At 53.9% G+C, this 25,859-nt stretch carries 25 protein-coding genes; 18 read left to right on the top strand and 7 right to left on the bottom strand.

Annotation, left to right across the window (positions count from 1 at the left end):
* Positions 1–3 precede the first annotated feature (3 nt).
* From M6D81_RS18045 to M6D81_RS18035, 3 genes are all read left to right on the top strand, one after another.
* The gene (locus M6D81_RS18045) at positions 4–435 is read left to right on the top strand and encodes a PaaI family thioesterase (RefSeq protein WP_262678312.1); all 432 of its coding nucleotides are present in this window, start codon (positions 4–6) and stop codon (positions 433–435) included.
* Positions 436–663: 228 nt separating this feature from the next.
* A complete protein-coding gene (locus M6D81_RS18040) occupies positions 664–876 on the top strand; it encodes a hypothetical protein (protein WP_262678311.1) in 213 nt (70 codons plus the stop codon).
* A 181-nt stretch (positions 877–1,057) separates the two neighbouring features.
* On the top strand, positions 1,058–1,246 hold the full coding sequence (locus M6D81_RS18035) for a hypothetical protein (RefSeq protein WP_068687297.1): 189 nt from the start codon (positions 1,058–1,060) through the stop codon (positions 1,244–1,246).
* A gap of 86 nt (positions 1,247–1,332) precedes the next feature.
* Here the strand turns inward: M6D81_RS18035 and M6D81_RS18030 are convergent, their stop codons facing one another.
* The 3 genes from M6D81_RS18030 to M6D81_RS18020 form a co-directional block, all read right to left on the bottom strand.
* A complete protein-coding gene (locus M6D81_RS18030) occupies positions 1,333–2,163 on the bottom strand; it encodes a phosphoenolpyruvate hydrolase family protein (RefSeq protein ID WP_262678310.1) in 831 nt (276 codons plus the stop codon).
* The gene (locus M6D81_RS18025; protein WP_262678309.1) at positions 2,160–3,401 is read right to left on the bottom strand and encodes a Tm-1-like ATP-binding domain-containing protein; all 1,242 of its coding nucleotides are present in this window, start codon (positions 3,399–3,401) and stop codon (positions 2,160–2,162) included. Before M6D81_RS18025 ends, M6D81_RS18030 begins: the two co-directional genes overlap by 4 nt.
* Before the next feature lie 112 nt (positions 3,402–3,513).
* Positions 3,514–4,719 carry a phosphoenolpyruvate hydrolase family protein gene (locus tag M6D81_RS18020; protein WP_262678308.1) on the bottom strand — a complete coding sequence of 402 codons (1,206 nt, stop codon included), beginning with the start codon at positions 4,717–4,719 and terminating at the stop codon, positions 3,514–3,516.
* A gap of 253 nt (positions 4,720–4,972) precedes the next feature.
* Here M6D81_RS18020 and map point away from each other — a divergent pair, with 253 nt between their 5' ends.
* The 6 genes from map (at position 4,973) to M6D81_RS17990 (ending at position 9,729) form a co-directional block, all read left to right on the top strand.
* Complete coding sequence (gene map, locus M6D81_RS18015; protein ID WP_262678307.1) at positions 4,973–5,728, top strand: type I methionyl aminopeptidase; 756 nt, start codon at positions 4,973–4,975, stop codon at positions 5,726–5,728.
* A gap of 761 nt (positions 5,729–6,489) precedes the next feature.
* Complete coding sequence (locus M6D81_RS18010) at positions 6,490–6,708, top strand: hypothetical protein (protein ID WP_262678306.1); 219 nt, start codon at positions 6,490–6,492, stop codon at positions 6,706–6,708.
* Between the two features lie 26 nt (positions 6,709–6,734).
* Positions 6,735–7,469 (top strand): hypothetical protein, encoded by a 735-nt coding sequence (locus tag M6D81_RS18005; RefSeq protein WP_262678305.1) that lies wholly within the window; start codon positions 6,735–6,737, stop codon positions 7,467–7,469.
* A complete protein-coding gene (locus M6D81_RS18000) occupies positions 7,466–8,662 on the top strand; it encodes a glutathionylspermidine synthase family protein (RefSeq protein ID WP_262678304.1) in 1,197 nt (398 codons plus the stop codon). The genes M6D81_RS18005 and M6D81_RS18000 overlap by 4 nt, the downstream gene beginning before the upstream one ends.
* 6 nt (positions 8,663–8,668) lie before the next feature.
* Entirely contained in the window at positions 8,669–9,340 is a 672-nt protein-coding gene (locus M6D81_RS17995) for a hypothetical protein (protein WP_262678303.1), read from the top strand.
* Positions 9,337–9,729, top strand: a complete 393-nt coding sequence (locus M6D81_RS17990) for a DUF350 domain-containing protein (protein ID WP_262678302.1) — start codon at positions 9,337–9,339, stop codon at positions 9,727–9,729. Before M6D81_RS17995 ends, M6D81_RS17990 begins: the two co-directional genes overlap by 4 nt.
* Before the next feature lie 57 nt (positions 9,730–9,786).
* Here M6D81_RS17990 and M6D81_RS17985 read toward each other — a convergent pair whose 3' ends face one another.
* Together M6D81_RS17985 and M6D81_RS17980 are read right to left on the bottom strand one after the other, a co-directional pair.
* Positions 9,787–10,299 (bottom strand): DUF4178 domain-containing protein, encoded by a 513-nt coding sequence (locus tag M6D81_RS17985; protein WP_262678301.1) that lies wholly within the window; start codon positions 10,297–10,299, stop codon positions 9,787–9,789.
* Between the two features lie 8 nt (positions 10,300–10,307).
* Complete coding sequence (locus M6D81_RS17980) at positions 10,308–10,976, bottom strand: PspA/IM30 family protein (RefSeq protein ID WP_262678300.1); 669 nt, start codon at positions 10,974–10,976, stop codon at positions 10,308–10,310.
* Between the two features lie 90 nt (positions 10,977–11,066).
* Here M6D81_RS17980 and M6D81_RS17975 point away from each other — a divergent pair, with 90 nt between their 5' ends.
* Entirely contained in the window at positions 11,067–12,080 is a 1,014-nt protein-coding gene (locus M6D81_RS17975; RefSeq protein ID WP_262678299.1) for a potassium channel family protein, read from the top strand.
* Between the two features lie 761 nt (positions 12,081–12,841).
* A complete protein-coding gene (locus M6D81_RS17970) occupies positions 12,842–13,714 on the top strand; it encodes an SDR family oxidoreductase (protein WP_262678298.1) in 873 nt (290 codons plus the stop codon).
* A 33-nt stretch (positions 13,715–13,747) separates the two neighbouring features.
* Here M6D81_RS17970 and M6D81_RS17965 read toward each other — a convergent pair whose 3' ends face one another.
* Positions 13,748–14,638: an SDR family oxidoreductase gene (locus M6D81_RS17965; RefSeq protein WP_262678297.1), complete on the bottom strand. Its 891-nt coding sequence runs from the start codon at positions 14,636–14,638 to the stop codon at positions 13,748–13,750.
* A 161-nt stretch (positions 14,639–14,799) separates the two neighbouring features.
* Here M6D81_RS17965 and M6D81_RS17960 point away from each other — a divergent pair, with 161 nt between their 5' ends.
* Positions 14,800–15,804, top strand: a complete 1,005-nt coding sequence (locus M6D81_RS17960) for a helix-turn-helix transcriptional regulator (RefSeq protein ID WP_262678296.1) — start codon at positions 14,800–14,802, stop codon at positions 15,802–15,804.
* On the opposite strand, the gene M6D81_RS17955 is transcribed toward M6D81_RS17960, so the two are convergent.
* A complete protein-coding gene (locus M6D81_RS17955) occupies positions 15,801–16,334 on the bottom strand; it encodes an MgtC/SapB family protein (protein ID WP_262678295.1) in 534 nt (177 codons plus the stop codon). The two genes, M6D81_RS17960 and M6D81_RS17955, sit on opposite strands and share 4 nt — an antisense overlap.
* A gap of 193 nt (positions 16,335–16,527) precedes the next feature.
* Between M6D81_RS17955 and M6D81_RS17950 the strand changes: the two genes are divergently transcribed.
* From M6D81_RS17950 to M6D81_RS17925, 6 genes are all read left to right on the top strand, one after another.
* Positions 16,528–17,763 carry an aminopeptidase gene (locus tag M6D81_RS17950; protein ID WP_262678294.1) on the top strand — a complete coding sequence of 412 codons (1,236 nt, stop codon included), beginning with the start codon at positions 16,528–16,530 and terminating at the stop codon, positions 17,761–17,763.
* 414 nt (positions 17,764–18,177) lie between these two features.
* Entirely contained in the window at positions 18,178–20,247 is a 2,070-nt protein-coding gene (locus M6D81_RS17945; protein WP_262678293.1) for a dihydroorotate dehydrogenase, read from the top strand.
* A gap of 189 nt (positions 20,248–20,436) precedes the next feature.
* On the top strand, positions 20,437–21,483 hold the full coding sequence (gene desA / locus M6D81_RS17940; RefSeq protein ID WP_317259143.1) for a Delta(5) desaturase DesA: 1,047 nt from the start codon (positions 20,437–20,439) through the stop codon (positions 21,481–21,483).
* A 191-nt stretch (positions 21,484–21,674) separates the two neighbouring features.
* Positions 21,675–22,811 carry a sensor histidine kinase gene (locus tag M6D81_RS17935; protein ID WP_262678368.1) on the top strand — a complete coding sequence of 379 codons (1,137 nt, stop codon included), beginning with the start codon at positions 21,675–21,677 and terminating at the stop codon, positions 22,809–22,811.
* The gene (locus tag M6D81_RS17930; RefSeq protein ID WP_262678292.1) at positions 22,808–23,413 is read left to right on the top strand and encodes a response regulator transcription factor; all 606 of its coding nucleotides are present in this window, start codon (positions 22,808–22,810) and stop codon (positions 23,411–23,413) included. The genes M6D81_RS17935 and M6D81_RS17930 overlap by 4 nt, the downstream gene beginning before the upstream one ends.
* 128 nt (positions 23,414–23,541) lie before the next feature.
* Positions 23,542–25,779 (top strand): helix-turn-helix domain-containing protein, encoded by a 2,238-nt coding sequence (locus tag M6D81_RS17925; protein WP_262678291.1) that lies wholly within the window; start codon positions 23,542–23,544, stop codon positions 25,777–25,779.
* The last annotated feature ends 80 nt before the right edge of the window (positions 25,780–25,859 follow it).

Raw genomic sequence — 25,859 nt, 5'->3', positions numbered from 1 at the left:
GGCATGGGAGACGAGAAGTGGATTCAGCAGCAAGCGGATGACGCCGGGCAAATAACCCGCCTTGCGGAGCGGGCGAAATCCACCTTCTGGGGGCTGCTTGGCTGCGAGGTGGTGCATGCCGATGAGAAGAGAGCGACAATATGCCTTGAAGTTGCTCCTTCTCATCTGAACCTGCTAGGCATCGTGCACGGCGGGGTGATGATGTCCATGATGGACAGCGCGATGGGCATTGTCGTCATGCTGGCGGAGACGAACGATAGCGCATTGACGGCGAATATGAACACCCATTTCCTGGCCAACATCGGCAGCGGACAGCTGCTGTGCGAATCCGAGCTGCTCCATCGCTCGGGACGTACGCTCACCTTGCTGGCGGAAGTGAAGGATGAAGCGGGCAAGCTGTTGGCCTGGGGCAGCGGAACTTATCGCATCTTGTAACGTATGAACCTGTTAAGCATATGATGTGCATCATGTGGGTCATGACATACGGTATTGAAGGTAACGGAATAAACTGGCACGGAAGCTCAAAGCCGCAAGGTTGTATGCGCTTCTTCAATTTGTTATAATTACAGCAAATATATGGAAGATGAAGCGTATCTCGGAAGCGCTATACACAACCGGTGCCGGAAATCCGATGTATATTAGTAGAAGAAAGGAGGCGAGGACTTGGTTCAAGGCTGGGTAACGACGCTTGTGCTTGCGTTCGGAATAGCGGTTGCCATCATTGGAGTAGTCGCCTACTTAAGGCTGTTCCGCAAGGAGAAGGCGTCGGCTCATACAAGCACTGAGCCCTTGTCTTCCGCTCCGGCTTCAGAAGCTGCGGCATCCAAGGATTCCGGCATGGATGATATTTCCTGTGACGATAACAGGCGGGATTAGGAATAGTTCACTTTTCTATTGCTGAGCGAACTGTTATAATAGTAAGAAAAATGAAAACATTGTGACTCGAATGGCCATGGAGTTGCCTGCACCGAAGGGGGGTTCTTGCGGTGTAAGAGCCGCATACGTTCTCGATTATTACTGTTTAGGACGACCATCCAGTGTATAAGGAGGAGATTTCATGGCGAAGCATAGCCAGAATGAAGTCAAGGAAAGCCTGAAGGAACTAACGAGAATTTTTCAACCCAAGGACCCAAGGAAGTTTGTGAAGGACTATATTCGCAAGTATCGCATTACGGGCGGATATGAGGACGAACTGACCTCACTGGTAGAGGACGAACTAGGCAGGCTGAACTCCTCGGTAGGATAACAATTCGTAGCGATGATCATTCCATAAGCCCTGTTGCCGGCGAAGCCGGACAACAAGGCTTTTTTCTTGTCCATGAAGGAGGTGCGCTAGACCAGCTTGACGTTCTTGAATGCCTCCGCCTGCTGACGGATACCTGTCTCGGCGGCGAACCGTTCGATGCTTGATGCGCCGAAGAAGCCGTCAATTCCTGTTGTATGGCGGAATATATATTCGGCATCCTGCGGCTCGGCAATCGGCCCGCCGTGACAGAGGACCAGAATGTCCGGATTGACGGATCTGCCCGCCTCGGCGATCGCCTGAACCCGCTGGGCGCATTGCTCCAGCGTTAGGGAGGTTTTGGCCCCGATCGTTCCTTTCGTCGTCAAGCCCATGTGCGCTACTAATATATCGGCGCCGGCCCCTGCCATCTTGGCCGCTTGGGCTTCATCGAATACGTATGGCGTCGTCAGCAGATCCAGTTCGTGGGCAATGCGAATCATCTCCACTTCCAGATCGTAGCCCATGCCGGTCTCTTCCAGATTGGCGCGGAAGACGCCGTCGATCAGGCCCACTGTCGGGAAGTTCTGCACGCCGGCGAAGCCTTGTTCCTTCAGTTGCTTCAGGAATACGTCCATTAACCGGAACGGGTCAGTGCCGCATACGCCCGCCAGTACTGGCGCCTCCTTCACGACCGGCAGTACTTCTCTGCCCATATCGACGACGATGCCGTTGGCGTCGCCATACGGCAGCAGCCCAGCCAGCGAGCCGCGTCCGGCCATACGGTATCGTCCGGAATTGTAGATAATGATCAGATCGACTCCGCCCGCTTCGCCGCTCTTGGCGGAGATGCCCGTACCCGCTCCTGCTCCTAGAATCATCTCGCCGCGCTTGACCTGCGCTTTCAATCGATTGACGATCGCTTGTCGTGTTGCTCTCATGATGCTTCCTCCTCTTTGTTGTCATTCTTCTCGATCAGTTCGATCAGCTTGCAGGCTGCTGCATGTGCGAATTGCTCGTCGTTAATGTCAGTATTCATGACGATCAGCTCGACTGCTTGGCGGTTGATACGCTGCCTTAAGGTATCGAATAGGGCCAGATCTTCCTGCTCGCCATAGAAAGGCTGTCCTTCCACATCCAGTGCGGACACGCCCCGGAGCGGCAGCATTAAGGCGGTGGGAGATGCGGCCTTGTTCAGCTTATTCGCGATTATCTCGCCCAGCTTGATATTCTCCTCAACGGTTGTCCTCATCAGCGTAACCGTCGGATTGTGCTTATAGAAGATCCGATCGCGGAACTGCTCAGGTATCGTATCGGCCGGACCGAAGTTGACCATATCCAATGCGCCTGTGGAGACGACCTGGGGCACTCCGGCACGAACCGCGGCTTCCAGCCGATTCGGTCCGGCGCTGAGCACTCCTCCGACGAGTTCGTCGCACCATTCTGTTGTCGTCATGTCGAGCACCCCAGCGAAATATCCGGATTCAATCAGTTGTTCCATCGTCCTGCCCCCGGTTCCCGTTGCATGGAAGACGAGGACTTCATACCCTTTCGCTTCCAAGTGCGCTCTGGCTGCATTCACGCAAGGTGTCGTTACGCCGAACATCGTCGCGGCGATGAGCGGCTTTCGCTCCAGTTGATGCTCTGTCTGGAATGTCAGCATGCCGGCAATGGCTTTGACCGCATTGGTGAATATACGAATCGAGATGGAATTCAGTCCCGATACGTCAACGATCGAAGGGAGCATCATCACATCGCTCGTTCCGACATACTGCGAGACGTTGCCAGATGCTACGGTCGACACCATCAATTTCGGCACGCCGATCGGCAGCGCTCTCATGCCTGGGGTGGCGATCGAGGTGCCGCCTGTGCCGCCGAACGACAGAATGCCGTCGAACTTGCACTGCGCATACAGCTTGGGAATCAACTGCTCCATGCCGCGAGCCAATACGTCTGTGGCCAGGGAGCGGTCTTGCTTGGCGGCGATATCCTCGATATCCTCTCCTGCGGCTCCCGCGATTTCCGCATTGGATACGTCCGGTTCGAACTTCGGAGCGAAGACCCCGCAATGGATCATGCAGGTGTTCAAGCCAAGCTCATGAAGCAAATCTCTTACGAAGGCGAACTCGTCCCCTTTGGAATCGAATGTGCCCACTACCGCTACAGTTTTCTGATTCATGCAACTAACCTCCTCCTGTTGGTTGAAGTCTGACAGAGGCTGCAATAGCTTACGGCTTACGATTTCAGTATAGGCGTTCATAAGAGTCAATTCATGTGCATATGTATGTTATTTATGTGTTTTTGTACGAATGTTGCGTTTTATATTGCCGGGGCGACATGCCTGTTAGCGCTTTGAACGTTTTGCTGAAGTGCGCATAATCATTGAACCCGCTTAAGGTGCTTATTTCCGACAGCTTGATATGCTTCTGCTTCATCATCTCCTTCGCTTTATTGATTCTGAATTTGGCCAGATACTCGGGGAAGGTGCAGCCGACCTCCTTCTTGAAGAGATAGCTGAGATGTGTTCTGGACAGATGGGCGACCATCGCAAGCTCCGAGAAGGAGACGGATTCCATGTAGTTGGCGGCGACATACTCTTTCACGAACTGAACGTAGTCGTAATGCTTGCTGATTCCCTCCAGCATGCGATTCACAAGCTTGTCCTGCTCCGTCATTCCTGCTTCCTTGAACAGCAACGCGGTCTGCGTAATCGCCTCTTCCGACGGTATCCGCTCGAAAGACGAGCCGCCCAAGTAGCCGTGGGCGCCTGTATTGCTATACATATAGGAGACGTCGGAAGGCGATACGACAGGACCTCCGTAGATCATTTTGACGGCATCGGGATTAACCCGGTCGCTCGCGTGGAAGATATCACTTGCCAATTGGGCTGCCGCTTTCAGAGACAGCACTTTCTTGGCCCCCATAATACCTCCCTTCGTAAAACCCAGATGTGCGCAGATGACGTCCGCTCCTGCCGAAGCCATTCGCATCGCCTGTACCTCATCGAAGACGAATGCGATCGTGAACATTCCCTTTCGGCTCGCGATCGCGATGGCCTCAATTTCCTGATCATAGCTGATCCCCTGCTCCTGGAGCGCTTCACCGAATTGTCCGCCCATTAGCCCGACGGAAGGGTAATTGTTAATGCCCGAGAAGCCATGTTTTTGAATGCTGTCGATGTAGGCTTCCAGTTGAATGGTGGGATCTGTAGCGCATAGTCCGAAGATTACGGGCACATCTCTTACGATGGGAAGAATCTCTCTGGCGCCGAACTCCATGACGAGCGCATTGCTGTTGGAGAAGGGAAGCAGGCCTCCGAATGAGCTTAATCCCATCTGTCGGAAGCGGCCGGAATTAAGCGCAAGGATGAAGTCGGCGCCTCCTTTGACCGCATATTTGGCCGTAATGCCTGCTCCTGCGGCTACGCCGATAATATGGGTGCCGGCTTTCATTTGGGCGTGAAGCTTGTCCATAATCTTTTCCCGAGCAATGCTCATCGTTATCCTTGCCCCCAGTAATCGATTCTTGATTCTTGATAAAAATTAGCCGTGCGATTAGTACTTGCCGATCATGATACCATTTACTTCCTAAAGGGTCTACGCGAGGCCTGCGTTCCCGGGTATTCCGGATGGATTCCGTGACAATTCGATGAAATTCCATCGCAATAGTTATGATCCCCCGGATATCGGAATAGGGTAAGCGTATACGCCCAATTTCCGTTATTCCCAACTCTATGAGGAGGTATCGTACATGGCATTGGAATTGAAGACAAGGGAGAACATTCGCGGCATCCGCAAGGCGGGCCGAATCGTGGCTGCATGTCACAGAGCGCTGTCAAGACGTCTGGCGCCGGGGGTGACGACGCAGGAGATCGACCGGTTCGTGGAGCGCTTCATGCTGGACCGCGGAGCGATTCCCGCCCAGAAAGGCTACAAGGGTTATCCTTATGCCACGTGCGCATCCGTTAACGACGTTGTCTGTCACGGATTTCCAGATACGGAGCCGTTGGAATCGGGAGATATCGTCACGATAGACATGGTGGCGGATCTGGACGGCTGGAAGGCGGACTCCGCCTGGACTTATGCGATCGGCAAGACGACAAGCGCGACCGACAAGCTGATACGGGCGGCCAAGGCCTCCATGCTGGCGGGCATCAAGCAAGCTGTCCCCGGCAATTGCATCGGTGATATCGGGCATGCGGTGCAGTCCCGTGCGGAACGAGAAGGCTATAGCGTCGTGAAGATGTTCGTCGGCCACGGCATCGGACGGGGACTGCATGAATATCCGCAGGTCGACCATTTCGGAGTGAAGGGCGATGGGGTGAGGCTGGAGGAGGGCATGGTCATTACGATCGAGCCTATTATAACGAAAGGGAGCGCAGACATCTTCATCATGCCGGACGGCTGGACGGCCAAGACGGTGGACGGAGCATGGGCGGCCCAATTCGAGCATACGGTGGCGATTACGAAGAACGGACCGGTCATATTGACGCGTTGGGAGGAGTAGGGCAGACAAGCGGATGGTTATGATTGAAGCGGAGCAGCGATGCTCCGCTTTTTCTTATGCTACAGCATGAGGTCCAGTTGAATACCAGAAGCCAGAGGAACGACTCGTGAGAGGCGTCCCAGTGTATGAATCCTACACTGGAGCTCCGAAAGAGGCATGCGAGCCGGTCTAGTGTATGAATCCTACACTGGAGCACCAAAAAGGGGCGTGCGAGCTGGACTAGTGTATGAATCCTACACTGGAGCGCCGAAAAGGGGCGTGCGAGCTGGACTAGTGTATGAATCCTACACTGGAGCACCAAAAAGCGGCGTGCGAGCCGGACTAGTGTATGAATCCTACACTGGAGCACCAAAAAGGGGCGTGCGAGCCGGTCTAGTGTATGAATCCTACACTGGAGCGCCGAAAAGGGGCGTGCGAGCCGGGCTAGTGTATGAATCCTACACTGGAGCACCAAAAAGGGGCGTGCGAGCTGGACTAGTGTATGAATCCTACACTGGAGCACCAAAAAGGGGCGTGCGAGTCGGGCTAGTGTGTGACCTCGGTTGGAGGTAGGAAAGTGGGCGAATGGCGGTCTGCAGGCGATGTGACCTCGGTTGGAGCGGTGCCCCCGCAAAGCCCCAGTAAGCTTCGTAGCAAAGTCTCACATTGTGGGATTATTTGTTTCCCCTTCTTTTTCCAATTACATGGAACATATGCCGCATCGGACCGTATTAAGGTATAATCTAAAAATATGAATGTGCTCGGAGAGGAGGTAGACTGCAATGGATCAAGGCTTGAATGTTGTACTGATTGAGAAGCTCCCCGGGGGCGAGCTGAAGGAGATAGAAACGCGCCGTTGGAGCATGAATATGGTGTCTTCTCTGGAGCATGTCAATTATCTGGTTGTGGGCAATCAAGAATATGAGACAATTGAAGGCAGGCTGAATGTCGACCTGGAGAGGCTCGAGCTTCTGCTTGTGAAGATGAAGCATGATGGCTAGTTGTACAAGAGAGGGAGGAATGCAGCTTGACTCAAGAGCAGAGAAAGAATAAACCGGCTTCGCCCAAGCTGTTCGCTGAAGACGGCAAGCCGCTGAAAGTGTTGTCTACATCGCTCGGCATCGCCTTGCTGGCCAATGCGGTGTTCAGCACTGGCGCCATGGCGACAAGCGGTACCGCCGGCAGCTCCGATGAGCAGCCGAAGCTGGTGTCCTGGTCGACGGAAGATGTGAAGAAGTACTACGATGCCAAAGTGGATTGGAGCCTGCCGATCACGCCCGAAAGCCTTGCAGTAAAGCAAGAAGAGGGAGAAGGGGCCGGTTCCGGGTCCGGAGATACAACAGTAATCCATCATTACGAATCCGGCTTCGGCTGGGATGATCTGCTTCTGTATCACCTGTTGTTCAACGCCGGGTCCAGCTACTCGTCCAAGGGCTGGTACAGCAAGCGTCCGGCTTACTATACGAAGTCGTATTATTCGAAGTCGAAGCAGTCGTATCAACCGAAGACCTATACGAGCGATATGTTCCAGAACAAGCAAGTCGCCGGTACCTCCGTGCGGCCGAAGACGTCCACGACGACAGGCTCGGTGACGAGAAGATCGACTTCGTCTCAGCCGGGCGGCATTGGCGGCAAATCGAGCGGGATAAGCTCCTCCGGCACATCCGGCACATCCGGCAGCAAGAGCAGCAGCGTTAGCTCATCCGGTTCCAGCAAAAGCAGCTCGACCAGCTCCGGCAGAAGCAGCGGGTTCGGAGGATGAGCGGAGATGTATTCCGTATCCTGACCGAACCGCAGCCGGACCGGGAGGAGCGGGTTGAAGCGCTGGCCGGAATGGGCTTCACATGGGCCAATCTGGAGGAAGAAGAATACTGGATTGATGCCGTCGTGGGAATGGACAGAGCGTGCTACGAAGAGCTTCGGCTGGCTTCCGCAATGCTGTGGAAGGTATTTCACCGTGCAGCCCGGTATGTTCATCGCAATCACGGGCTATATGATCTGATTGGCATACCGGAGATTCTATGGCCGATGGTCGACGATATGGAGCTGCCGGAAGAGGACTGCATTAGCCGTTACGCCCGGTTCGACTTCGCGGTATCCGGCGATGGCGTCATCAAGCTGCTTGAGCTGAATGCGGACACGCCGACAGGCTATGTGGAGTCTGCGATCGCTACGCCTTGGCTGTGCGAGGAAGCGGGAATTGACTCGCCTAATGTGGCCATGAAGGAGCATATAGCCGCGGCATGGGGCGAAGAGCGGCCGCAGGTCGCTGCCTGCGTCGCCTACGGCGAGCATATGGAGGACTCCGGAACGATTGAAGCGCTGGTGCGGCATAGCGGCCTGGATATTCTGTGCAGGGACTGCCTGGAGCTGTACGTCGATGAAGGGATATTGCGGGATGGGCAAGGCGAAGCGATTCACAGCATGTTCGCGCTCTACCCGAAGGAGTGGATGGCGGTTGACGACGGCGGCGATGCGCTGGCCTACGCTGTGGAGTCGGGCAATCTGAAGCTGTTCAATCCGCCAGCCAGCATATTGCTGCAGTCCAAGGGGCTGATGGCAGTCATATGGGGGCTGTACGAGCTTGGCCAGCTGTATACGGAAGAAGAGCGCGAAGCGATTGTCAAGTATATGCTTCCCGCTTACAACAAGCCGGTATTCCAGGGCAGCTTCGTGTCGAAGTCGATGTTCGGACGCGAGGGCGGTTCGGTCCGCCTGTACGACGCCTCCGGAGAGCTGGAGCTGGAAGACCGCGACGGATTCGATACGAGCACGCTGTTCCCGACCGTCTATCAGAAGCGTGCAGAGCTCGCGAGGATTGTTACGCCAGTGGGAGAGCTTCGTCTGCTCACCGGCATGTTCGTCATTAACGGGCAGCCGTGCGGCCTGCTGGGCCGTGCAGGAGGCTTGATTACCGGGAACACAAGCCACTTTATAGCGATAGGAGTGAATTAATTGCGAATGACGAGACGATGGGGATTAAGCCGGAAGCGGAGCAGAGCCGTGTGGCTGGCTGGCGCGATCAGCTTGATGCTGGTGCTTGCGGGCTGCGGCAGCAATTATCCTTCCGTATTTGAAGGCTCCAGTGCGTATACCACCGACACTGTATCTTCCAAGCCGGTCAATGAGGCGGTACGGGTGCCTTGGGATTACCGTATCATGGAGGGGACGGTGGGCGACCTGATCGGAAGCGATATGACACTGCTGCCGAACAACGAGCTAATGCCCAATGACGGGAATTATGCGACGGGAGATAAAGTGTGGATATTGCAATTTATGGATGCGGAGCTGGTAACCGGTGCCGATAATCGCAATGAGATCAGACTGTCGGCATGGCGCTCCCTCAAATCCTTCAAGGACGAGACGGCCGCCAAGGGAGATTTGGAGCAATTGAAGGTAGCGGTAACGACGCAAGTCGATCTGGTTGGCGTATACAAGACGGAGTACAAGGGCGAGACGCGCAACTTCGCGGTTGTGGAGCTTCCTTCCGGCAACCAGATCAAGCAGCCGATCGACGATGCCAGATATACGGATTTTGAGAAGAAAAAAACGGTAGATGTGCATTTGGAGGAAGTACACGATTTTGCCGATTATGACTTGGCGTATGCGAAATTTCGGGGGTGGGCGAATTGACGGTAGTCGTTAATATTATAGTCAGTGTGGCAGTCATTATTTTGCTTCAATTGCTCGGCATGATCATATTCAATCTCATTACGCCGTTCAAGGACATGGAAGAGCTGAAGAAGGGCAATGTCGCTGTGGGGCTGGCGCTTGGCGGCAAGTTTATGTCTACCGCCATTATATTGGGCGTGGCGGCTTATACGAATTCATCCATCTGGTTTATGATGCTCTGGTTCGCCATCGGCTACGTATGCTTGCTGGCGGCCTACTTCATCTTTGATCTGGTGACGCCGGGCTTCAAAATATCGGATCAGCTCATTAAAGGCAACACTGCTGTAGGAATGATGCTGTTCGCTGTCTATGTCGGCTTCGCATTTGCGATCAGCAGCCTCATTATTTAACCAAATGAAAAAGGCTGAAGCTTGATTGCTCAAGCTCAGCCTTTTTGCGCGGGCGAATTAACTTGTTCCGCCCCGGAGCACATGAACGTCGGCCGGAATGATGCTGTCGCCTTCATAGAGCATGAAGCGGCCATCCAGCCATTCGATGCGCAGCAGCTTCCGATCGTCGGATTGATACTGCCAGACGGACTGCTCGCCGCCTTGCATGAACGGCGTATTGCCCGTCGTGGCGATATGTCCGGCATATTGCTCTTCCATATGGTACATGCGCCCGTCCAGCTCCAGCTGAACAGGCACCTCATGGATAGAATCGAGCCGTCCGTCTATTGCGGCATACAGAGCATATTGCGTGCTCGCCCGGTTCTCAATGAGCAGATAGCGGGTTGCGGCGCCGTCCTGCAACGTAAGCATGATGGTGCCGCGACGCGTGTTAACAGTCCGGCCGGATACGGTATAGAGCGTTAAGGACACTTCGCATATGTCTCCGGGTCCGATGGTGAAGATGCTCTTCTCTTCCGGTGGAGGCTCAGGCTTCTTCATGATATTGCGAATGCGTTTAAACAGACTCATCGCTGTCCCTACTTCTCATATTGTTTCATCAGTGCGGCAAGCTCGTCTTCAACGGCCTTATTGCCGCTTCTGGATGCGAACTCCTCGTCGATGGATTTGCCTTTGGAAGCGGCAAGATCGTTGCTGGCTTCCGCCATCGCTTCGGCCTGGCGCATTTTATCCTCCATCCGCTTCATGCCGGCGGCCGCTGTGCCGGAGCCGAAGCCGGACATCGTTTTATTGATCTGCGTCTGCGTCTTGGCGGCTTGATAGCGTGCGACGAGCGTGTCGCGCTTGTTCTTCATCTCTTCCAGCTGCTTGCGCATCTCGTCCAGTTTGGCCCGAAGATTATTCGCCAGCAATTGATTCTCGGAATAGGCTTCCTTGTATTCAATCATCTTCTTCTCTACTGCCTGCTTGTCTTCCAGGACGCGGCGGGCAAGATCGATATTCTGTTCCTGGGCAGCGATTTGCGCTTGCTCCGCACGCTTCTGGAATAACGCTTCCTGCTCTTCATAGAGCGCCTTGAATTTCTTCTCCAGCGCGATTTGCTGCGCTACAGCTTTCTCGGCATCCTCCAGGTCTTCGGTCATATCCCGGATATACTGGTCCGTGAGCTTAATGGGATCTTCCGCTTTCTCGATCAAGGCGTATACATTGGACAGGGTCAGATCTCTCAAACGTTTAAATAGTGACATTCAGAAATTACCTCCTGTAACATAGGGATGTTATACTTTACGTAGTTATCGTGATTTGGTTTCGGTGAGCGATAGAAAGGAGAAGCGATCATGCATTTTATTCGATTGATCTCGACCAGGCTGATGAGGATGAGCAGGCTGTCTATCGCCGTCATCATCGTGCTGGTCGTGCTTTCGAGCGCCACAATCTCTTACGCGCTGGAGCCGGATACGTTCGGCAGCTGGTTCAACGCGCTATACTGGGTGCTTACGACGATGGCGACAGTGGGCTACGGCGACTTCTATCCCGCTACAGTGGCGGGCAAAGTATGGACGATGCTGCTCTATATATTCGGTATCGGCATGCTTAGTTTGGTAATCGGCAAAATTATTGATTCCATAGCGTTAATTCAGAAGAAGAGAGGTGCGGGCAAGTTGAGCTATTCCGGCAGCGACCATATTGTCATTATTAACTGGAGCAAAAAAGCGCAGACCGCAGTGGAGGAAATTTTGTCCTGCCAGCCGAAACGTGAAATTGTCATCGTGGATGAAGGCAACCGCCACCCGCAGGAGCATCTGCCTACGGTACATTTCGTAAGCGGCGATCCCGCCGAGGACGATGTGCTGGCCAAGGCTGGGATTGAGCGGGCCAAGTCGGCTATTATTTTCTCGGACATCCGTATTGACGAATCGGCGCTTATCGACGGCAAGTCGCTGCTGATCGCTTCAAGCGTGGAACGGATTGCACCGCAGGTGCACACGACGGTTGAAATTATGCAGGAGAAGCATATCCGCAACTTCCATCATGTGCAGGTGAACGAATTCGTGCTCTCACATGATGCGATATCGCGGCTTGCCGTCCGCTCGGCGCTGCATGAGGGCAATTCGGAGGTGCTTAGGCAGCTTCTGAGCAGACAGTACGGCGACGACATCTACGAAGTTCCGGTCAATCGCGCTTGGAAAACGTACGGCGATGCGTTCCGTGGGCTGTTGGAGCAAGGGGCGACGCTTATCTCCGACCGAGGCGATCTGAGCATTAACCGGAAGCTTGGCGAGAGTATTCCGTCCGGAGCGCGGCTGTTTATTATATGCGATTCGGATACGTATCAGCGATTGGCGAAGTAAGCGGTTTGACGCTTTCGCATTTGCCGCGGACTGGCATTTTAGAGGTTGGAGATTGAGCCGTCCGGGCTATTGAACTGCACCCAAAATGTTAGACATCATCTAACATTTTGGGTGCAGTTTCAGGCTTTTATGGGTTTTTTGATGATATGAAATTATAAAGCCGATGCTAGAGTTTAGCCATATGCGAGCCGTATTAGTGTATGAATGAATCATACACTGGAGCGTCGAAAAGGGGCGTGTGCAGCAGGAGAGTAGGACGGCGATAGCCGTTTACGCTTAAATAGGATGAAGCAATGAAGCTGGGGGAGGTTAATCTAACTGTATTTCATGCCATTAATTTATCGAACTACTCCTGCTTATGACAAATGAACTGGATTTTATGCTATTAATCTGGCTGAGTGACGAGCTTTCGTGTGATAATGTCTGATTTAACTGTACATTTTCCACTTGCAGGGTTTAGAATGGGACTTTTTACTATAATAACTACTCAAAATCCAGCTAAGCAGCCCCCAACTTCAGCTAATAAGCCTCCAACTCCGTATGAAGCGCGAGAGTTGAAGGCTTATTTCTTTCACGCCGCTTGGCCTTGTTATTGCTCGTGCTCCGGACGCTTGGCCATTCAGTCCTTCAGCGCAGCCACCCGTTGAGGGTGATGACGGGATGATTGGAGTTGTCTCAATCAGGAATGGAATGGCCATTTTTGGGCAAAGTAGATTGAGATTTTGTTCCATATCAGCAAGTCTTGAAGGAGGGCAATGAGGATGACAAGCCAATCGGGTCAGAAGAGGGAAGTATTCCCGCAGCAAAATCAGAGCCGTCAACCCGGAATCGAAGCGGAGATGACGCCTCTGCCGATATTCGAGTCCGACAGCTACAAAGCCGCAGGAAAGCTGGCGGGCAAGGTGGCGATTATAACGGGAGGCGACAGCGGCATCGGCAGAGCGGTAGCGATCGCTTACGCCAAGGAGGGAGCTGCAGTCGCGATTGTATATGTCGACGAGGATGTCGATGCAAGCGCGACGGAAGCGCACATAAGAAGCGTGGGAGGCGAGTGCTTGCTGCTGACAGGGGATATCGGTGACGAAGCCTTCTGCAAGGATGTCGTCCAGAAGGTGATCCGGCAATTCGGCAGACTGGATATTGTCGTCAACAATGCGGCGGAGCAGCATGTCCGCCAGAAGCTGGAGGATATTCCGGCGGAGCAGCTGCAGAAGACGTTCCGGACCAATGTGTTCGGCATGTTCTATCTGACCGCTGCGGCGATGCCGCATCTGAAGGCATCCAGTGCAATCATCAATACGGCCTCCATTACGGCTTATAGAGGCAATCCCACGCTTATCGATTATTCCGCGACGAAGGGGGCGATCGTGTCATTCACTCGCGCACTGGCCGCCAATCTGGCGGGACAGGGCATACGGGTGAACGGCGTAGCGCCCGGACCGATCTGGACGCCGCTTATCCCGTCCTCGTTCGATCCGCAGGAAGTATCAACCTTCGGCTCGGATACGCCGATGGGACGGGCAGGCCAGCCGCACGAACTGGCGGCGGCTTATGTGTATCTGGCCTGCGACGACTCCAGCTATATGTCGGGTCAATTCCTGCATATTAACGGGGGCGAGATCGTGAATGGATGAAGGTTGCATCGGTCGAATCGACAGCCAGAGAGACTATAAGAATCCTTGCTGCTTGGCGTAATTGCCCCAATGAGGCCGGCGGTCGTCGATGTCCGAGATGCCGTAGCGGTCGGACAGCTCCCAACTGGGCAGCACGCGTCCGCTCAGGTTGAGGAGGTCCGGATCGGAGGCCAGCGCCGCAATGCCTCTGCCTACGAAGCGGGGCGTCTCGGATTGGCCGAAATGCTCGGCTTGCGGCTTCCCGCTATGAACGGCCTCCCGCCAGTTCGCTTCCGTCACGCCAAAGTGATCCAGCATTTCCTCCGATCGGAGGAAGCCCGGCGATACGGCGAGTGCGCTGACCCCGGACGGCTTCAGCTCTTCCGCCATCGCTTCCGCCATGTGAATGGCGGAGATCTTCGCCAGGCTGTAGTAGAGATTGCCCCTGTAACGGTAGTCGATGCCGTCCGTTACTTCGACAATCAGTCCACTCCCGCGTTCGATCATAAGCGGAGCAGCGTATCGAGCGGTGATCAGATGCGCCTTCACGGCCCGCTCCTGCACCAGCAGTCCGTCTCGCAAGGCATGCTGCCAGAACGGCGTTCCCCATGCTATAAGCGATTCACCGCCCCATATATTGTTCACCAGTATGTCCAGCCGCCCGTCCTGCTCCTCGCGGATACGGGTGAGCAATAGCTCTACGTCACGCTCCACGGTATGGTCGGCATAGGCTGCGATGCCCTGTCCTCCCACGGAGGTCACAAGCTCTGCGGTCTCCTCGATCGTCTCGGTCCGTTTCAGATCGGACGGCTTGCCGCGCATGCTTCTGCCCGAACAATATACCGTCGCTCCCGCTTCGCCCAAGCTGGTGGCGATTCCTCTGCCGGCACCGCGCGTTGCACCTGCCACCCATGCGATTTTTCCTTCTAACGGCTTGGTATTCATGAACGAATCTCTCCTTCTTGGCATTGAGTTGAGTCGGAATTGGCCGAAGCCGCTTCCTGTGTATTCAGTGTAAAGGACGATAGGTGACAACGGCTGTCATATATGATGAGATATAATAATAGCGTGAAGACGGAGCAAATTACGGGACAGGCGGGGATGACATGCGAGCCGGTAGACTTCTATCGATCTTATTATGGCTGCAAAATGAAGGAAAGCTGACGACGGAGCAATTGGCCGAGCGTCTTGAAGTATCGAAGCGCACCGTATTGCGCGATATGGATGAATTGAGCGGCTCCGGCATTCCGGTCTATGCCGAACGCGGCTCTCAAGGGGGGTGGCAGCTGTCGGAAGGTTACCGTACAACCTTGACCGGCATGCGGGGGGATGAGGTTGTCGCGCTGTTGTTGGCCGGCAATTCGCAGCTGCTGAACGACCTGGGAAGGGAGAAGCAGTTGGAGGATGCACTGCAGAAGCTTCTTGCTGCCGTGTCTGTCGCAGCCAGAAGCGATGCGGCTGCCGCAAGGGACAAGATCCATATTGACGGTGCAGGATGGCATCAATCGGGGCATTCCCGGGAAGCGGTACCTTGTCTGTCTCTCGTACAGGAGGCTGTATGGGAGGAGCGGCGGTTGCAGCTGACCTACAAGCGGGACGGTGAAGAGTCCCAGCGGGCAGTGTGCCCTCTGGGACTTGTGGCCAAGGGGAGCATTTGGTACCTTGTAGCAGCTGTAGATTCCGATACGGACAGAGAGATCGGCCTGGACAGCAGCAAGCTGCGCACCTACCGTATATCCCGGCTGGTCGGGGCGGAGAAGCTGGCGGAGGCGTTCTCGCCGTGGCGTGGCTTCAGGCTGTCGGAATATTGGGAGCAATCTGTAGCGCGCTTCAAGGAAAGATTGCCCAGGTACCCGGCAACAGTGAAGATCAGGCTGGAAGCTATCGAGCGGCTTGGCGCGGCGCGATTCGTCTCCGTGCAGAAGCGGAAGCCTCTTGACGGAGGTTGGGTGGAGGCCGAGGTGTTGTTCGAGACGCTGGATTCGGCCTGCGAGATTGCGCTCGGCTTCGGAGCGGGCATAGCCATTCTGTCTCCGCAGGAGCTGAGAAGGGCCGTCGAAGATGAGCTGGCAGCGGCCTTGCGATGGTATGGGGATGAGCAGCATAGCTAAATTGAACTGGAGTGCGAAGTGTCGTCGTCGACTTCCTCGAATATGTCTTCTTGACTGCTGCGCCTGTATTTACGCTTCTCCATCAGATTGCCTAAGCGTGCCAGCAACGATGACAGCAATACCGCGAAGATAACGAAAGCGTAGAAGCCTGCCCCGATGCCGATGCCGACACCTCCGGCGAATAGAATCATGGCGGCGGAAGTGAGTCCTTTTACTTGAAGCCCGTTCTTCAGGATGACTCCAGCGCCAAGGAAGCCTAGCCCGGATACAATCTGAGCCGTCAGGCGCATCGGGTCCATCATAATTCTTTCGGTAATTTGACTGAATTTCTCGACGCTGTATATGGAGATAAGCGTTATAAGCGCGCTGGCAACGCATACATACATATACGTTTTTAACCCGGCTGGCTTGTGCTTGGCCTCCCTGTCCCAACCGATCAGGAAGCCGAGTACGGCGCTGAGGGTAATGCGGATATAGATTTCATAATGCTCGGATAAGTGCTGCTTGACGGATAATATAAGTTGTTCCAATTGGGCAGTCCCCCTTGTATCGATTAATATGGTGTCATGCTGCGGAAGGTTAAATCTTCCTTATTGTATCAAATACATATTCATCTTCGGAATAGCCCATGCAGGTGAAATTATTTGGCGCGGAATGATATACTATAATAGTGCAAACAACAGAAATCAGGTTTGAACGATATTAAGGCAAGGAGATGTACATATGACACAAGCATGGAAAGCGCAATTGGAAAAATATGCAGAGCTCATCGTTCGTACGGGAGTGAATGTGCAGAAGGGGCAGCACGTCTTCGTTACGGGAGCTGTCGAGATGGCAGATCTGGTAAGACTGGTTGCGGCCAAGGCGTATAATGCCGGAGCCGACAACGTTCATGTGGATTGGACAGACGATAAATTGTCCCGCTTGAAATATGAGAACGCGGCGGAGGAAATATTCGCCAAGTATCCAGAGTGGGAAGCGGCTAAGCGTACCGCATTCCTGGAGCGCCGTGCGGTGTTCATCAGTCTCGTATCGTCCAGTCCGGACTCCTTGAAGGGAATCCCGTCCCAGCGCATCTCCGCGTTCCAGAAGGCATCCGGCGGAGCGTTGAAGGAGTTCCGCAGAGCGATGCAGGCCGACAAGGTCAGCTGGACAGTTGTAGCCGGAGCTGGTCAGGAATGGGCGGAGAAGGTATTCCCTGACGCTTCCCCTGAGGAAGCCGTTAATAAGCTGTGGGAAGCGATCTTCCGCTCGGTCCGCCTGGATGCGGCCGATCCGGTGCAAGCATGGAGCGATCATAACGATACGCTGCATAAGCAGGCCGAGAAGCTTAACGAACGCCGCTTCCGCAAGCTGCATTACCGCGCTCCCGGCACTGACTTGATCGTGGAGCTGCCGGAGAAGCATATATGGGTGTCGGCAAGCAGCGAGAACGAAGCCGGACACATGTTCATGGCCAATATGCCGACGGAGGAAGTATTCACCGTACCGTACAAGTCCGGGACGAACGGTTATGTGTCCAGCACGAAGCCGCTCAGCTACGGCGGGAACATCATCGACCGCTTCAAGCTTACGTTCGAGAACGGCCGAATCGTGAAAGCGGAGGCTGAGGAAGGCGAGGAGTTCCTGAAGCAGTTGGTGGAGACGGATGAAGGCGCGCATTATTTGGGTGAAGTGGCGCTAGTGCCTCACAAGTCCCCCATCTCGCAGTCCGGCGTGCTGTTCTACAATACGTTGTTCGACGAGAATGCATCCAACCATCTGGCCATCGGCAGCGGCTATGCCTTTAACCTGGAGGGCGGCAAGACGATGTCGCCGGAGGAACTGGAGCAGCATGGCGTGAATGCGAGCATTACGCATAATGACTTTATGATTGGTTCCGCCGACATGGACATCGATGGCATACAGGACGATGGTACGGTCGTTCCTGTATTCCGCCAAGGCGAATGGGCGATCTGAGTGGAAGTGGGATGAAGCGAGCGGGCTTGACGATATGTCGGCCCGCTTTTCCTGTCTGGGAAGGTATTAGTTTGTGCTGTCGTGGGTAGCTTGGTCTTGAAGCAGAATGACCTCACTCTCCCCTTGGTTCAGGAGCATGCGAAAAAGCATAGTATTGAAACGGAATGGTTCCACTCTCCCCTTGACACAGGAGTATACAAAGTTAGATTCCTGAGTAGACGGGATAGTGATGAGGTTGGCGAATGGGCGCAAAGATGCTCCTGAATAGAAGGATAGTGAAGAGGTTGAGCGAAGCGTGATAAGATGGTCTTGTGTGAAAAAGTTCACATCGAACGTCCGGAAAAATAATGCACGGCAAGATATTGGCCGATATAAGTGAAAAGCAACGAGTGTACAAGCAAGGAGGGAATCGGGTTGCCGGACTGGTCTTATCAAACTTTGTTTCGCCCGCTCTTGTTCCGACTGCCGGCGAGAGCTAGCCGGGCTTTCACGCTGGGGGCGATTGGCGCGATCAGCCGTATCCCCGGCGGATCATTCGTCATCCGTACATTGGGCCATATGGAGCTGTCGCCACTGCTCGAGAGGAATATTGGCGGTGTTGATGTTGTCGCGCCGGTAGGGGTGTCCGGCGGGGTCGATCCCGGCGGCATCGCGCATCGAGCGCTGGCGCAATTCGGCATTGGCTGGATCGAGCATGGGCCGATCACAACAGTGCCTATCAAGAGCGACGAACCAATTGGGAACGATTCCCTTTCGGAGCGAATTCGGTATCCGTCATACTTCGAGAACGATGGCGTCGAGGCGATAGCGAATCGGATACAGCAGCCGGGCCATAGGCTCCCCCAATTCGTACGTATTGCGCCTATGCCGAATGCTCCGCCCGAGGATGCGCTGGAGCAGTTGGGAAAGCTGCTGGCCAAGTTCGAAGCAAGCGGTGCGGCGGCGGGATGTTATATCGATATTGCCTCCTCAGACCGTTCGTGGCATGACGTCCTGGCGATCTATCAGCAGCTGCAGGGATTGGTGGAGCAACTGGCGATAACGATGCCGTTATATTTATATCTTCCGCTGGATTTGCCTAATGGGCGTATGCTGGAGCTATTGGGAAGGTCTGGGGGCAAGTTATGGGATGGCATAGTCATCGGCGAGTATAGTCGGACTGGAGAAGAACGGTGCAGCGACGAGGATGGTTCTGGCAAATCATTAGAGGGGCAGGCGGAATCCAGCGACCTTTACGGGCAGGAGACCGCTTGGACGCCATCGGTGAAGCGGACACAGGCAACTGCCGATTATGCCGTGGAGGTTGGCCGGAACGGCTTAACGCTGGCTGTGGACAAGGTGAAGCTGATTCGTGAGACTTTCGGACCGGACATAGCCGTAAAAGCGGGAGCGGGCGTACATCAGCCCAGCGATGCGCTCCGGCTGCTGAAGGCGGGCGCGAACGGCATTATGCTTCACAGCGGCTTGGTGTATGCAGGTCCCGGACTGCCCAAGCGAATCAATGAAGCCGTCATCTATGAGAAGGTGAGCCGCTCGGATGAGCCGAAGCCGCCCTCCTTCTGGCGCAATTGGGGCTGGATGTGCCTGCTTGGCATCGGAATGATTATCGGGGGTCTGATCGCATGGCAGATTGGCGCAACCAACGTTCTCCTTCCATACGATACGGCCTTTCTGGGCATGACGGCGGCGGACGTCGTCGGCGCCAATCGCTATTTGCTCTATTTCATGTCCCATGATCGCATCACGCTGGCCGGCACCATGCTGTCGATCGGCATTCTTTACTACGGCTTGGCGCGATACGGACTTAGAGCCGGACAGCATTGGGCGCGAACGGCGCTTATCACATCGGCGTCAGTCGGGTTCGCCAGCTTTTTTCTTTATTTGGGCTACGGTTATTTCGATCCGCTCCATGCGCTTGCTGCGGCGGTGCTGCTTCCACTGTTCCTGCTCTCCTTGCGGGGCCATAAGGATCTGCCAAGCTGGAAGCCTGTCAATCTTCACAATGACCGAACGTGGCGTATGGCGATGTGGGGACAGCTGTGCTTCGTCATATTGGGATTCGCACTGGCGGCGGGAGGAGCCATCATTGCAGGCGTAGGCATTACGCATGTATTCGTGAAGACGGACTTGGCTTACTTGTGCACCACACCGGAGGCGCTGAACGCGATCAATCCGAAGCTGATGTCATTGATCGCCCATGATCGCGCCGGGTTCGGCGGAGCGTTGTTGTGCGATGCGCTCGCGATTCTGATCATCGCGCTGTGGGGCATCACGCAAGGGGCCAGATGGCTGTGGTGGACGCTGCTGCTTGGCGGAGCGCCCGGCTTCTATGCCGGCTTCAGCGTACATATTCGAATCGGCTATACTGACTTTATTCATCTGCTGCCCGCCTACTTCGCATTGATTCTTTTCATCGCGGGACTCATTCTCCTGTATCCCTATATGATGGGCAATACTGACAGCAAGTCGCGGGACTTGAGCTGACCGATCCTGGTCCAATAGTCGGAAGGAATGCCGATTCTCTCTTCTTAATTTGGGCTTAATTCCTATATTTTGCATCATACCCAGTGGCCTATATGACATTTGTCATATAGGCCACTTGACGTTTATGACTACTCGGAGGAGGGGGATATTTTCTACAATAAGGATAGAGACTAAAGGAGGAAGACTGACATGGTAGATCCGAAGCAGGTGCAATTGAAAAAAAGTGTCATGCCTTACGAAAAAAATGAACTTGGCCTCAGCGTAAGACAGCTGTTCAATACATTGTTGCCGCTTGCAGTGCTATGGTATGCGGCTTATTATTGCTTGTCCATCTCATACTGGCTTACACTTGCCATCGGCGTTGTTGCCGCGGGCTTTGTGATCCGGACGTTCATTATTTTTCACGATTGCTGTCACGGCTCGTTCTTCCGGAGCAAGCGCGCCAATGACGTCATGGGCATTATAACGGGTGTCATCACATTTGTTCCCTATCAGCAATGGAAGAATGCTCATGCCATCCATCACGCGACGAGCAGCAATCTGGACAAGCGCGGCGTGGGCGATTTATGGATTTTGACCGTGGAGGAGTACGCGTCGGCATCTTGGCTGACGAAGCTTACTTATCGGATCTACCGCAATCCTCTTGTCATGTTCGGACTGGGCCCAATCTACGTATTCCTGCTGCAATACCGCTTTAACCGCAAGGGAGCGCGCAAGAAGGAGCGCATGAACACCTATCTCATGAATGTACTGATTGTAGCTGTCTATGGCTTGCTTGGGTGGGCAATCGGCTGGAAGGATATGCTGCTAGTGCAGGGGCCTATCTTCTATCTGTCCGGCGTACTGGGTATCTGGCTGTTCTATGTGCAGCATCAGTTCGAGGACAGCTACTTCGAGCATGAAGAGGAATGGAGCTACGTGAAGGCCGCTGTGGACGGCAGCTCGTTCTACAGGCTTCCCAAGGTGCTGCAATGGCTGACGGGCAATATCGGCTTCCATCATGTGCACCATCTCAGCCCGAAGGTGCCGAATTACAAGCTGGAAGAAGCGCATGAAGCTACGCCGCCGCTTCATAAGGCGACTACCATTAATATCCTCCAGAGTTTGGAGTCGCTGAAATTCCGGCTGTGGGATGAAGAAGACAAACGGTTCGTCAGCTTCAGACAGGCGAGGCATCGCCTGAAGCAAGCTTCAAGGATCGGCAAGGGCAAGCTGGGCGAGCCGAAGGCCAGCTAATAATGTGGTACAATAGCGATAGCTATTGACGTTGAAAATCCTGCCGATAGCCGGCAGGATTTTGCCGACTGCAAGTAGAGTAGTGCATGAGCAATATTGCTGGCATGATGGATATAGGGAATGCGGTTTGGCGGATTGTATCATGTTTTAAGGATGCGAGGTGGAGCGGAATGAGTACGGACAGACGGCCCATGAACAAGTGGTATCAAATTTTTCATCGCAATACGGGTCTGAGTCCGTATGTGTGGATCGTATTTTGCATCCTGCCGTTCTATTTCATATTCCGCTCCTCCTCAACGCCTGAGGTCGTTGCGGGCATCGTCATGATCGGCCTGTTTTTTATATGCTATAGACTGTCCTTTGTGTCGAAGGGATGGCTTGTTTACTTTTGGACGAGCGTGCAGATTATTATTTCCGTGGCAATGACGCTGCTTTACAGCTACGTATACTTCTCGATATTTCTAGCTTTTTTTATCGGCAATATTCAGAATAAAGCAGGCTTCTACACACTGTATATTATTCATCTGATCAGTACCTTCATTACGATCAACTATGGCTTTGCGACACAGACGCAAATGTTCTTCACGCAGTTCCCCTTTATTCTGATCAGCCTGATCGTCGTCATTCTGCTTCCGTTCAATACGTACAACCAGAAGAAGCAAGGGCAGCTGGAAGGGCAGCTGGAGGATGCGAACAAGCGGATCTCGGAGCTGGTGAAGCTGGAGGAGAGACAGCGCATCGCCAGAGACCTGCACGATACGCTTGGCCAGAAGCTGTCTCTGATCGGCTTGAAGAGCGATCTGGCCGCGAAGCTTGTTCACAGGGAGCCGGATCGGGCGCAAGCGGAGATTGGCGATGTGCAGCAGACGGCGAGAACGGCGCTTAAGGAAGTGCGCGAGATGGTGACCAAGATGCGGGGCGCACGGCTGGACGAGGAGCTGTATCCCATCCGTCAGATTCTTCGGGCTGCTGGCATCGAGCTGGAGCTGGAAGGCGATCCCAAGCTGAAGAACACGACGGTGCTGAACGAGAGCGTACTCAGCATGTGCTTGAAGGAAGCGGTCACGAATGTAGTCAAGCACAGCGGGGCGACGAAGTGTCTGATCACGATTCAATCGACGGATACGGAGTTGATCTTGAAGCTGCAGGATAATGGGACGGGAATGGATATGAAGAGTGACTTCTATCGCGGCAACGGGCTGCGGGGAATGAAAGAGCGGCTGGAGTTCGTCAACGGCAGTCTGGCCATAGAATCGGGAGATGGGACGGCCGTGACGATGCGAGTGCCCCATGTCGCGAAACAACCCGTGAAGGAGCTGGACTTATGATATCGATCGTCATAGCGGAAGATCAGCGGATGCTGCTGGGGGCGCTTGCTTCCTTGCTTGACCTGGAGGACGATATGCAGGTCGTCGGCAGGGCGGGCAATGGCGAGGAAGCGATTAGACTTGTGCATCAGCTGAAGCCGGATGTATGCATCATGGATATTGAGATGCCGGCGAAGAGCGGCCTGGAGGCGGCGGAAGAGCTGAAGGGGCAAGGCTGCAAGATCATTATATTGACGACCTTCGCCAGAGCGGGTTATTTCGAGCGCGCCTTGAAGGCGGGCGTGAGCGGTTATCTGCTGAAGGACAGCCCAAGCGAGGAACTGGCCGATTCCATTCGCAGCGTCATGGCGGGGCGGCGCACATACGCTTCCGAACTGATGGACGAAGCCTATAGCGGCAGCGGCGACAACCCGCTCACCGAACGGGAGAAGGAAGTGCTCGGTCTTGTTGCCGACGGCAAGAACACGAAGGAGATTGCCGACGAGCTGTTCCTCACAACGGGAACGGTACGCAACTACATCTCCGTCATTCTGGATAAATTAGGCGTCAGCAATCGAATAGAAGCGATCACGCGATTCAAGGAGAAGGGCTGGTTCAAGTGAACCGGCCCTTTCGCATGCAATAGAAGAAATGATCCGTTCTCTTGCCGCTGCCGGATTGCCTAATCATGTCAATGTTGTGCATAATAGAGGAAGTCTATCCCGTTCGGGGCTTGCAAGAGGAGGGCATCATGCGAAAAAACTGGTTTTATAAGCTGTTGTTATCCTATTTGCCCGTTTTTTTCGTCATCAGCTTAAGTCTGTTATTCATTACGTACCTGACAATTAATGAGCTGTCCAAAAAATCCGCGGTCAAATCGAACGAGGCGCTTACTGGAAACATTACGAAAATGATCGATCATACGCTCGGGGGAATCGACGCTGCTCTGCTGAATGAGCTGCAGAATAACGCCAGAATCATCGCTTTCTTCGATGTTGCTTCACCGTCCGATCGTCAATATGCAAACATTCAGGCGGTATCCGCGATTAAAGAGCTGATGTCGACTAATTCGCTGATCGATTCAGTCTACTTGTATAATACGCCTGACAGAACGGTGGTGACGGCATCGACAGCGACCACTTTGGAAGCGTTTCCGGACCGAGAGCTGTTGGGCAGCCTGGTCAATAGCAAAGAGCCGTTCCGCTGGATGGCGCGGCGGCTTCCTCAAGGCATGGGAGTGGCGGGAGAAGAGAAAAGTGTCGTTAGCCTGGTCAAATACACGAATCTATTCGATTTCAGCCTGATTGTCGTTAACGTCGATACGAACCGGCTTCAAGAGCTGATCGAAAGCATGTCGGACAAGGAAACGACGTTCGTAGAGCTGAGGGATCGAAATAGCGGATTGATCTCTTCCAACAGCGCAGGCTCCGAATCGGCCGCGTCTTCCTCGAAAAGGCATGGCAAGGTTATAGCGGAATCCGTGTCCCCGTATACCGGCTGGACAGTTCACAGCGGGAGCAGAAACGGGGCCGTTGCCGAGCTTATTTCTTCGTTGTTCTATGTATGGATTGCTCTTGGCTTTGCGCTTATTGTCTCCGGGATCGTCTGGATTCTGTATGTGACCAAACGAAATTACAGGCCGATTCAGCTTATCGCGGAACGAATCGCAGGCTCGGTTCCGAAGCCTGAAGCCACTATGCCACAGACGATGACGGACGAGATTCAATTCATCAGCGCTACAATCGAGAATTTGCTGGATGAATCCAGTCTCCTTCAGGAGCGTGATCGTAAAAACCTGGTTTACCGTAAAAGGCATCTGTTTCTAACGCTCATGGATGAGGCGGCTTCTCAGCGAAGAATGGATTGGAAGCAGGAACTGCTTCACGCCGGCATAACGATTCCAGTTGCTTCAGCGCGGGTCGCAATCATTGAAATTGACAGGTATAGCGATTTTGTGAAGCAATATAATCGCGATTATCATCTGCTTAAGGATGTTCTTAGCTCCGTTACGCTTGAAATTTTTGAAGACCGGCCTTATACGATATGGACGGAATGGACAAGCAAAAATCAGTTGGCCCTGCTGTTCCTGTACGATGACCCGGAGCGGGGCGCGGAGGAAACGGAATACTACTGCGAGAAGCTGCGTGCCTGGGTGAGCGACAATCTTGATTTTACGGTCACCATAGGCATTGGCAAGTCGGTGGAGGGGATTGCCTGGACATATGAGTCGTTCCGCAGTGCGATGCATACTGTGGCATTCAAATCCTCTCTGGGCGATAATCGCATCTTGATGCCGGAGGATACGAGCTCGAAGCCGAAGGGAGAGGTATTTCGTCAGCTGCAGAGTATACGCTCCTTCTGTCAGGCCTTCCGGGCCGGAGACTCGGCATGGGAGATGTACATCGATGATCTTCATGGCAGCTTGAAGGAGCAATTGTATGCGCGCGAAGACTTGTTTAATTTGATGAATGTGCTGGTCGATCATCTTCAGAAGGAAATGAACGAGCTTCCGGACGAATTAAGGGCCGTATGGGAAGAAGACGTCTACATCGAATTGAAGGAGGTTCTCCGCTGTCAGGAAACGCTTGGCCCGATGTTCGGCCAGATTCGAAGCATTTTGCGCCGAACGCATGCGCGGATGGCGGAGCAACGCGATAATAAATCCTCCCATCAGCTTGTGCAAAATATGAAAGCGTACATCGACGCCCATTACGATAACGAAGATTTGTCGCTTACTCATCTGGGCGATGTGTTCGGACTAAGCGCCAAGTATCTGGGGCGGCTGTTCCGGGAAGACTCCGGGGTCAAATTCGTCGAGTACGTCACAGAGGTGCGAATCGAAGAGGCGAAGCGATTGCTGCTGGAATCGGATGAGCCGGTACAGCATATTGCCGCTCGCGTCGGTTATTCGCAGGCGTTGACATTTATCCGTGTATTCAAAAAACAGACGGGTCTGACGCCCGGACAATTTCGCAAAACGCAAGAATAGCTCGAACCTCGCCGGTTCGGGCTATATTCGTTGTTTTGGCGCGGCAATGGGGAGTTTTGTCTATAGGAGAAAAAATGTCG

Source organism: Paenibacillus sp. J5C2022, from assembly GCF_025567625.1.
Lineage (GTDB): Bacteria > Bacillota > Bacilli > Paenibacillales > Paenibacillaceae > Pristimantibacillus.
Note: the sequence above shows the minus strand (reverse complement) of the source record. Positions and strands in the feature narration are given on the sequence as shown.

Bases quoted from the DNA above. Each gene is read 5' to 3' on its own strand.
- M6D81_RS17925 (WP_262678291.1), top strand. From the start codon at position 23,542: ATGCGAAAAAACTGGTTTTATAAGCTGTTGTTATCCTATTTGCCCGTT.
- M6D81_RS18000 (WP_262678304.1), top strand. From the start codon at position 7,466: ATGAGCGGAGATGTATTCCGTATCCTGACCGAACCGCAGCCGGACCGG.
- M6D81_RS18010 (WP_262678306.1), top strand. From the start codon at position 6,490: ATGGATCAAGGCTTGAATGTTGTACTGATTGAGAAGCTCCCCGGGGGC.
- M6D81_RS17975 (WP_262678299.1), top strand. From the start codon at position 11,067: ATGCATTTTATTCGATTGATCTCGACCAGGCTGATGAGGATGAGCAGG.
- M6D81_RS17970 (WP_262678298.1), top strand. From the start codon at position 12,842: ATGACAAGCCAATCGGGTCAGAAGAGGGAAGTATTCCCGCAGCAAAAT.
- M6D81_RS18025 (WP_262678309.1), bottom strand. From the start codon at position 3,401: ATGAATCAGAAAACTGTAGCGGTAGTGGGCACATTCGATTCCAAAGGG.
- M6D81_RS17980 (WP_262678300.1), bottom strand. From the start codon at position 10,976: ATGTCACTATTTAAACGTTTGAGAGATCTGACCCTGTCCAATGTATAC.
- M6D81_RS18030 (WP_262678310.1), bottom strand. From the start codon at position 2,163: ATGAGAGCAACACGACAAGCGATCGTCAATCGATTGAAAGCGCAGGTC.
- M6D81_RS17950 (WP_262678294.1), top strand. From the start codon at position 16,528: ATGACACAAGCATGGAAAGCGCAATTGGAAAAATATGCAGAGCTCATC.
- M6D81_RS17935 (WP_262678368.1), top strand. From the start codon at position 21,675: ATGAACAAGTGGTATCAAATTTTTCATCGCAATACGGGTCTGAGTCCG.
- M6D81_RS17995 (WP_262678303.1), top strand. From the start codon at position 8,669: ATGACGAGACGATGGGGATTAAGCCGGAAGCGGAGCAGAGCCGTGTGG.
- M6D81_RS18020 (WP_262678308.1), bottom strand. From the start codon at position 4,719: ATGAGCATTGCTCGGGAAAAGATTATGGACAAGCTTCACGCCCAAATG.
- M6D81_RS17930 (WP_262678292.1), top strand. From the start codon at position 22,808: ATGATATCGATCGTCATAGCGGAAGATCAGCGGATGCTGCTGGGGGCG.
- map (WP_262678307.1), top strand. From the start codon at position 4,973: ATGGCATTGGAATTGAAGACAAGGGAGAACATTCGCGGCATCCGCAAG.
- M6D81_RS17965 (WP_262678297.1), bottom strand. From the start codon at position 14,638: ATGAATACCAAGCCGTTAGAAGGAAAAATCGCATGGGTGGCAGGTGCA.
- M6D81_RS17985 (WP_262678301.1), bottom strand. From the start codon at position 10,299: ATGAGTCTGTTTAAACGCATTCGCAATATCATGAAGAAGCCTGAGCCT.
- M6D81_RS18045 (WP_262678312.1), top strand. From the start codon at position 4: ATGGGAGACGAGAAGTGGATTCAGCAGCAAGCGGATGACGCCGGGCAA.
- M6D81_RS18035 (WP_068687297.1), top strand. From the start codon at position 1,058: ATGGCGAAGCATAGCCAGAATGAAGTCAAGGAAAGCCTGAAGGAACTA.
- M6D81_RS17960 (WP_262678296.1), top strand. From the start codon at position 14,800: ATGCGAGCCGGTAGACTTCTATCGATCTTATTATGGCTGCAAAATGAA.
- desA (WP_317259143.1), top strand. From the start codon at position 20,437: ATGGTAGATCCGAAGCAGGTGCAATTGAAAAAAAGTGTCATGCCTTAC.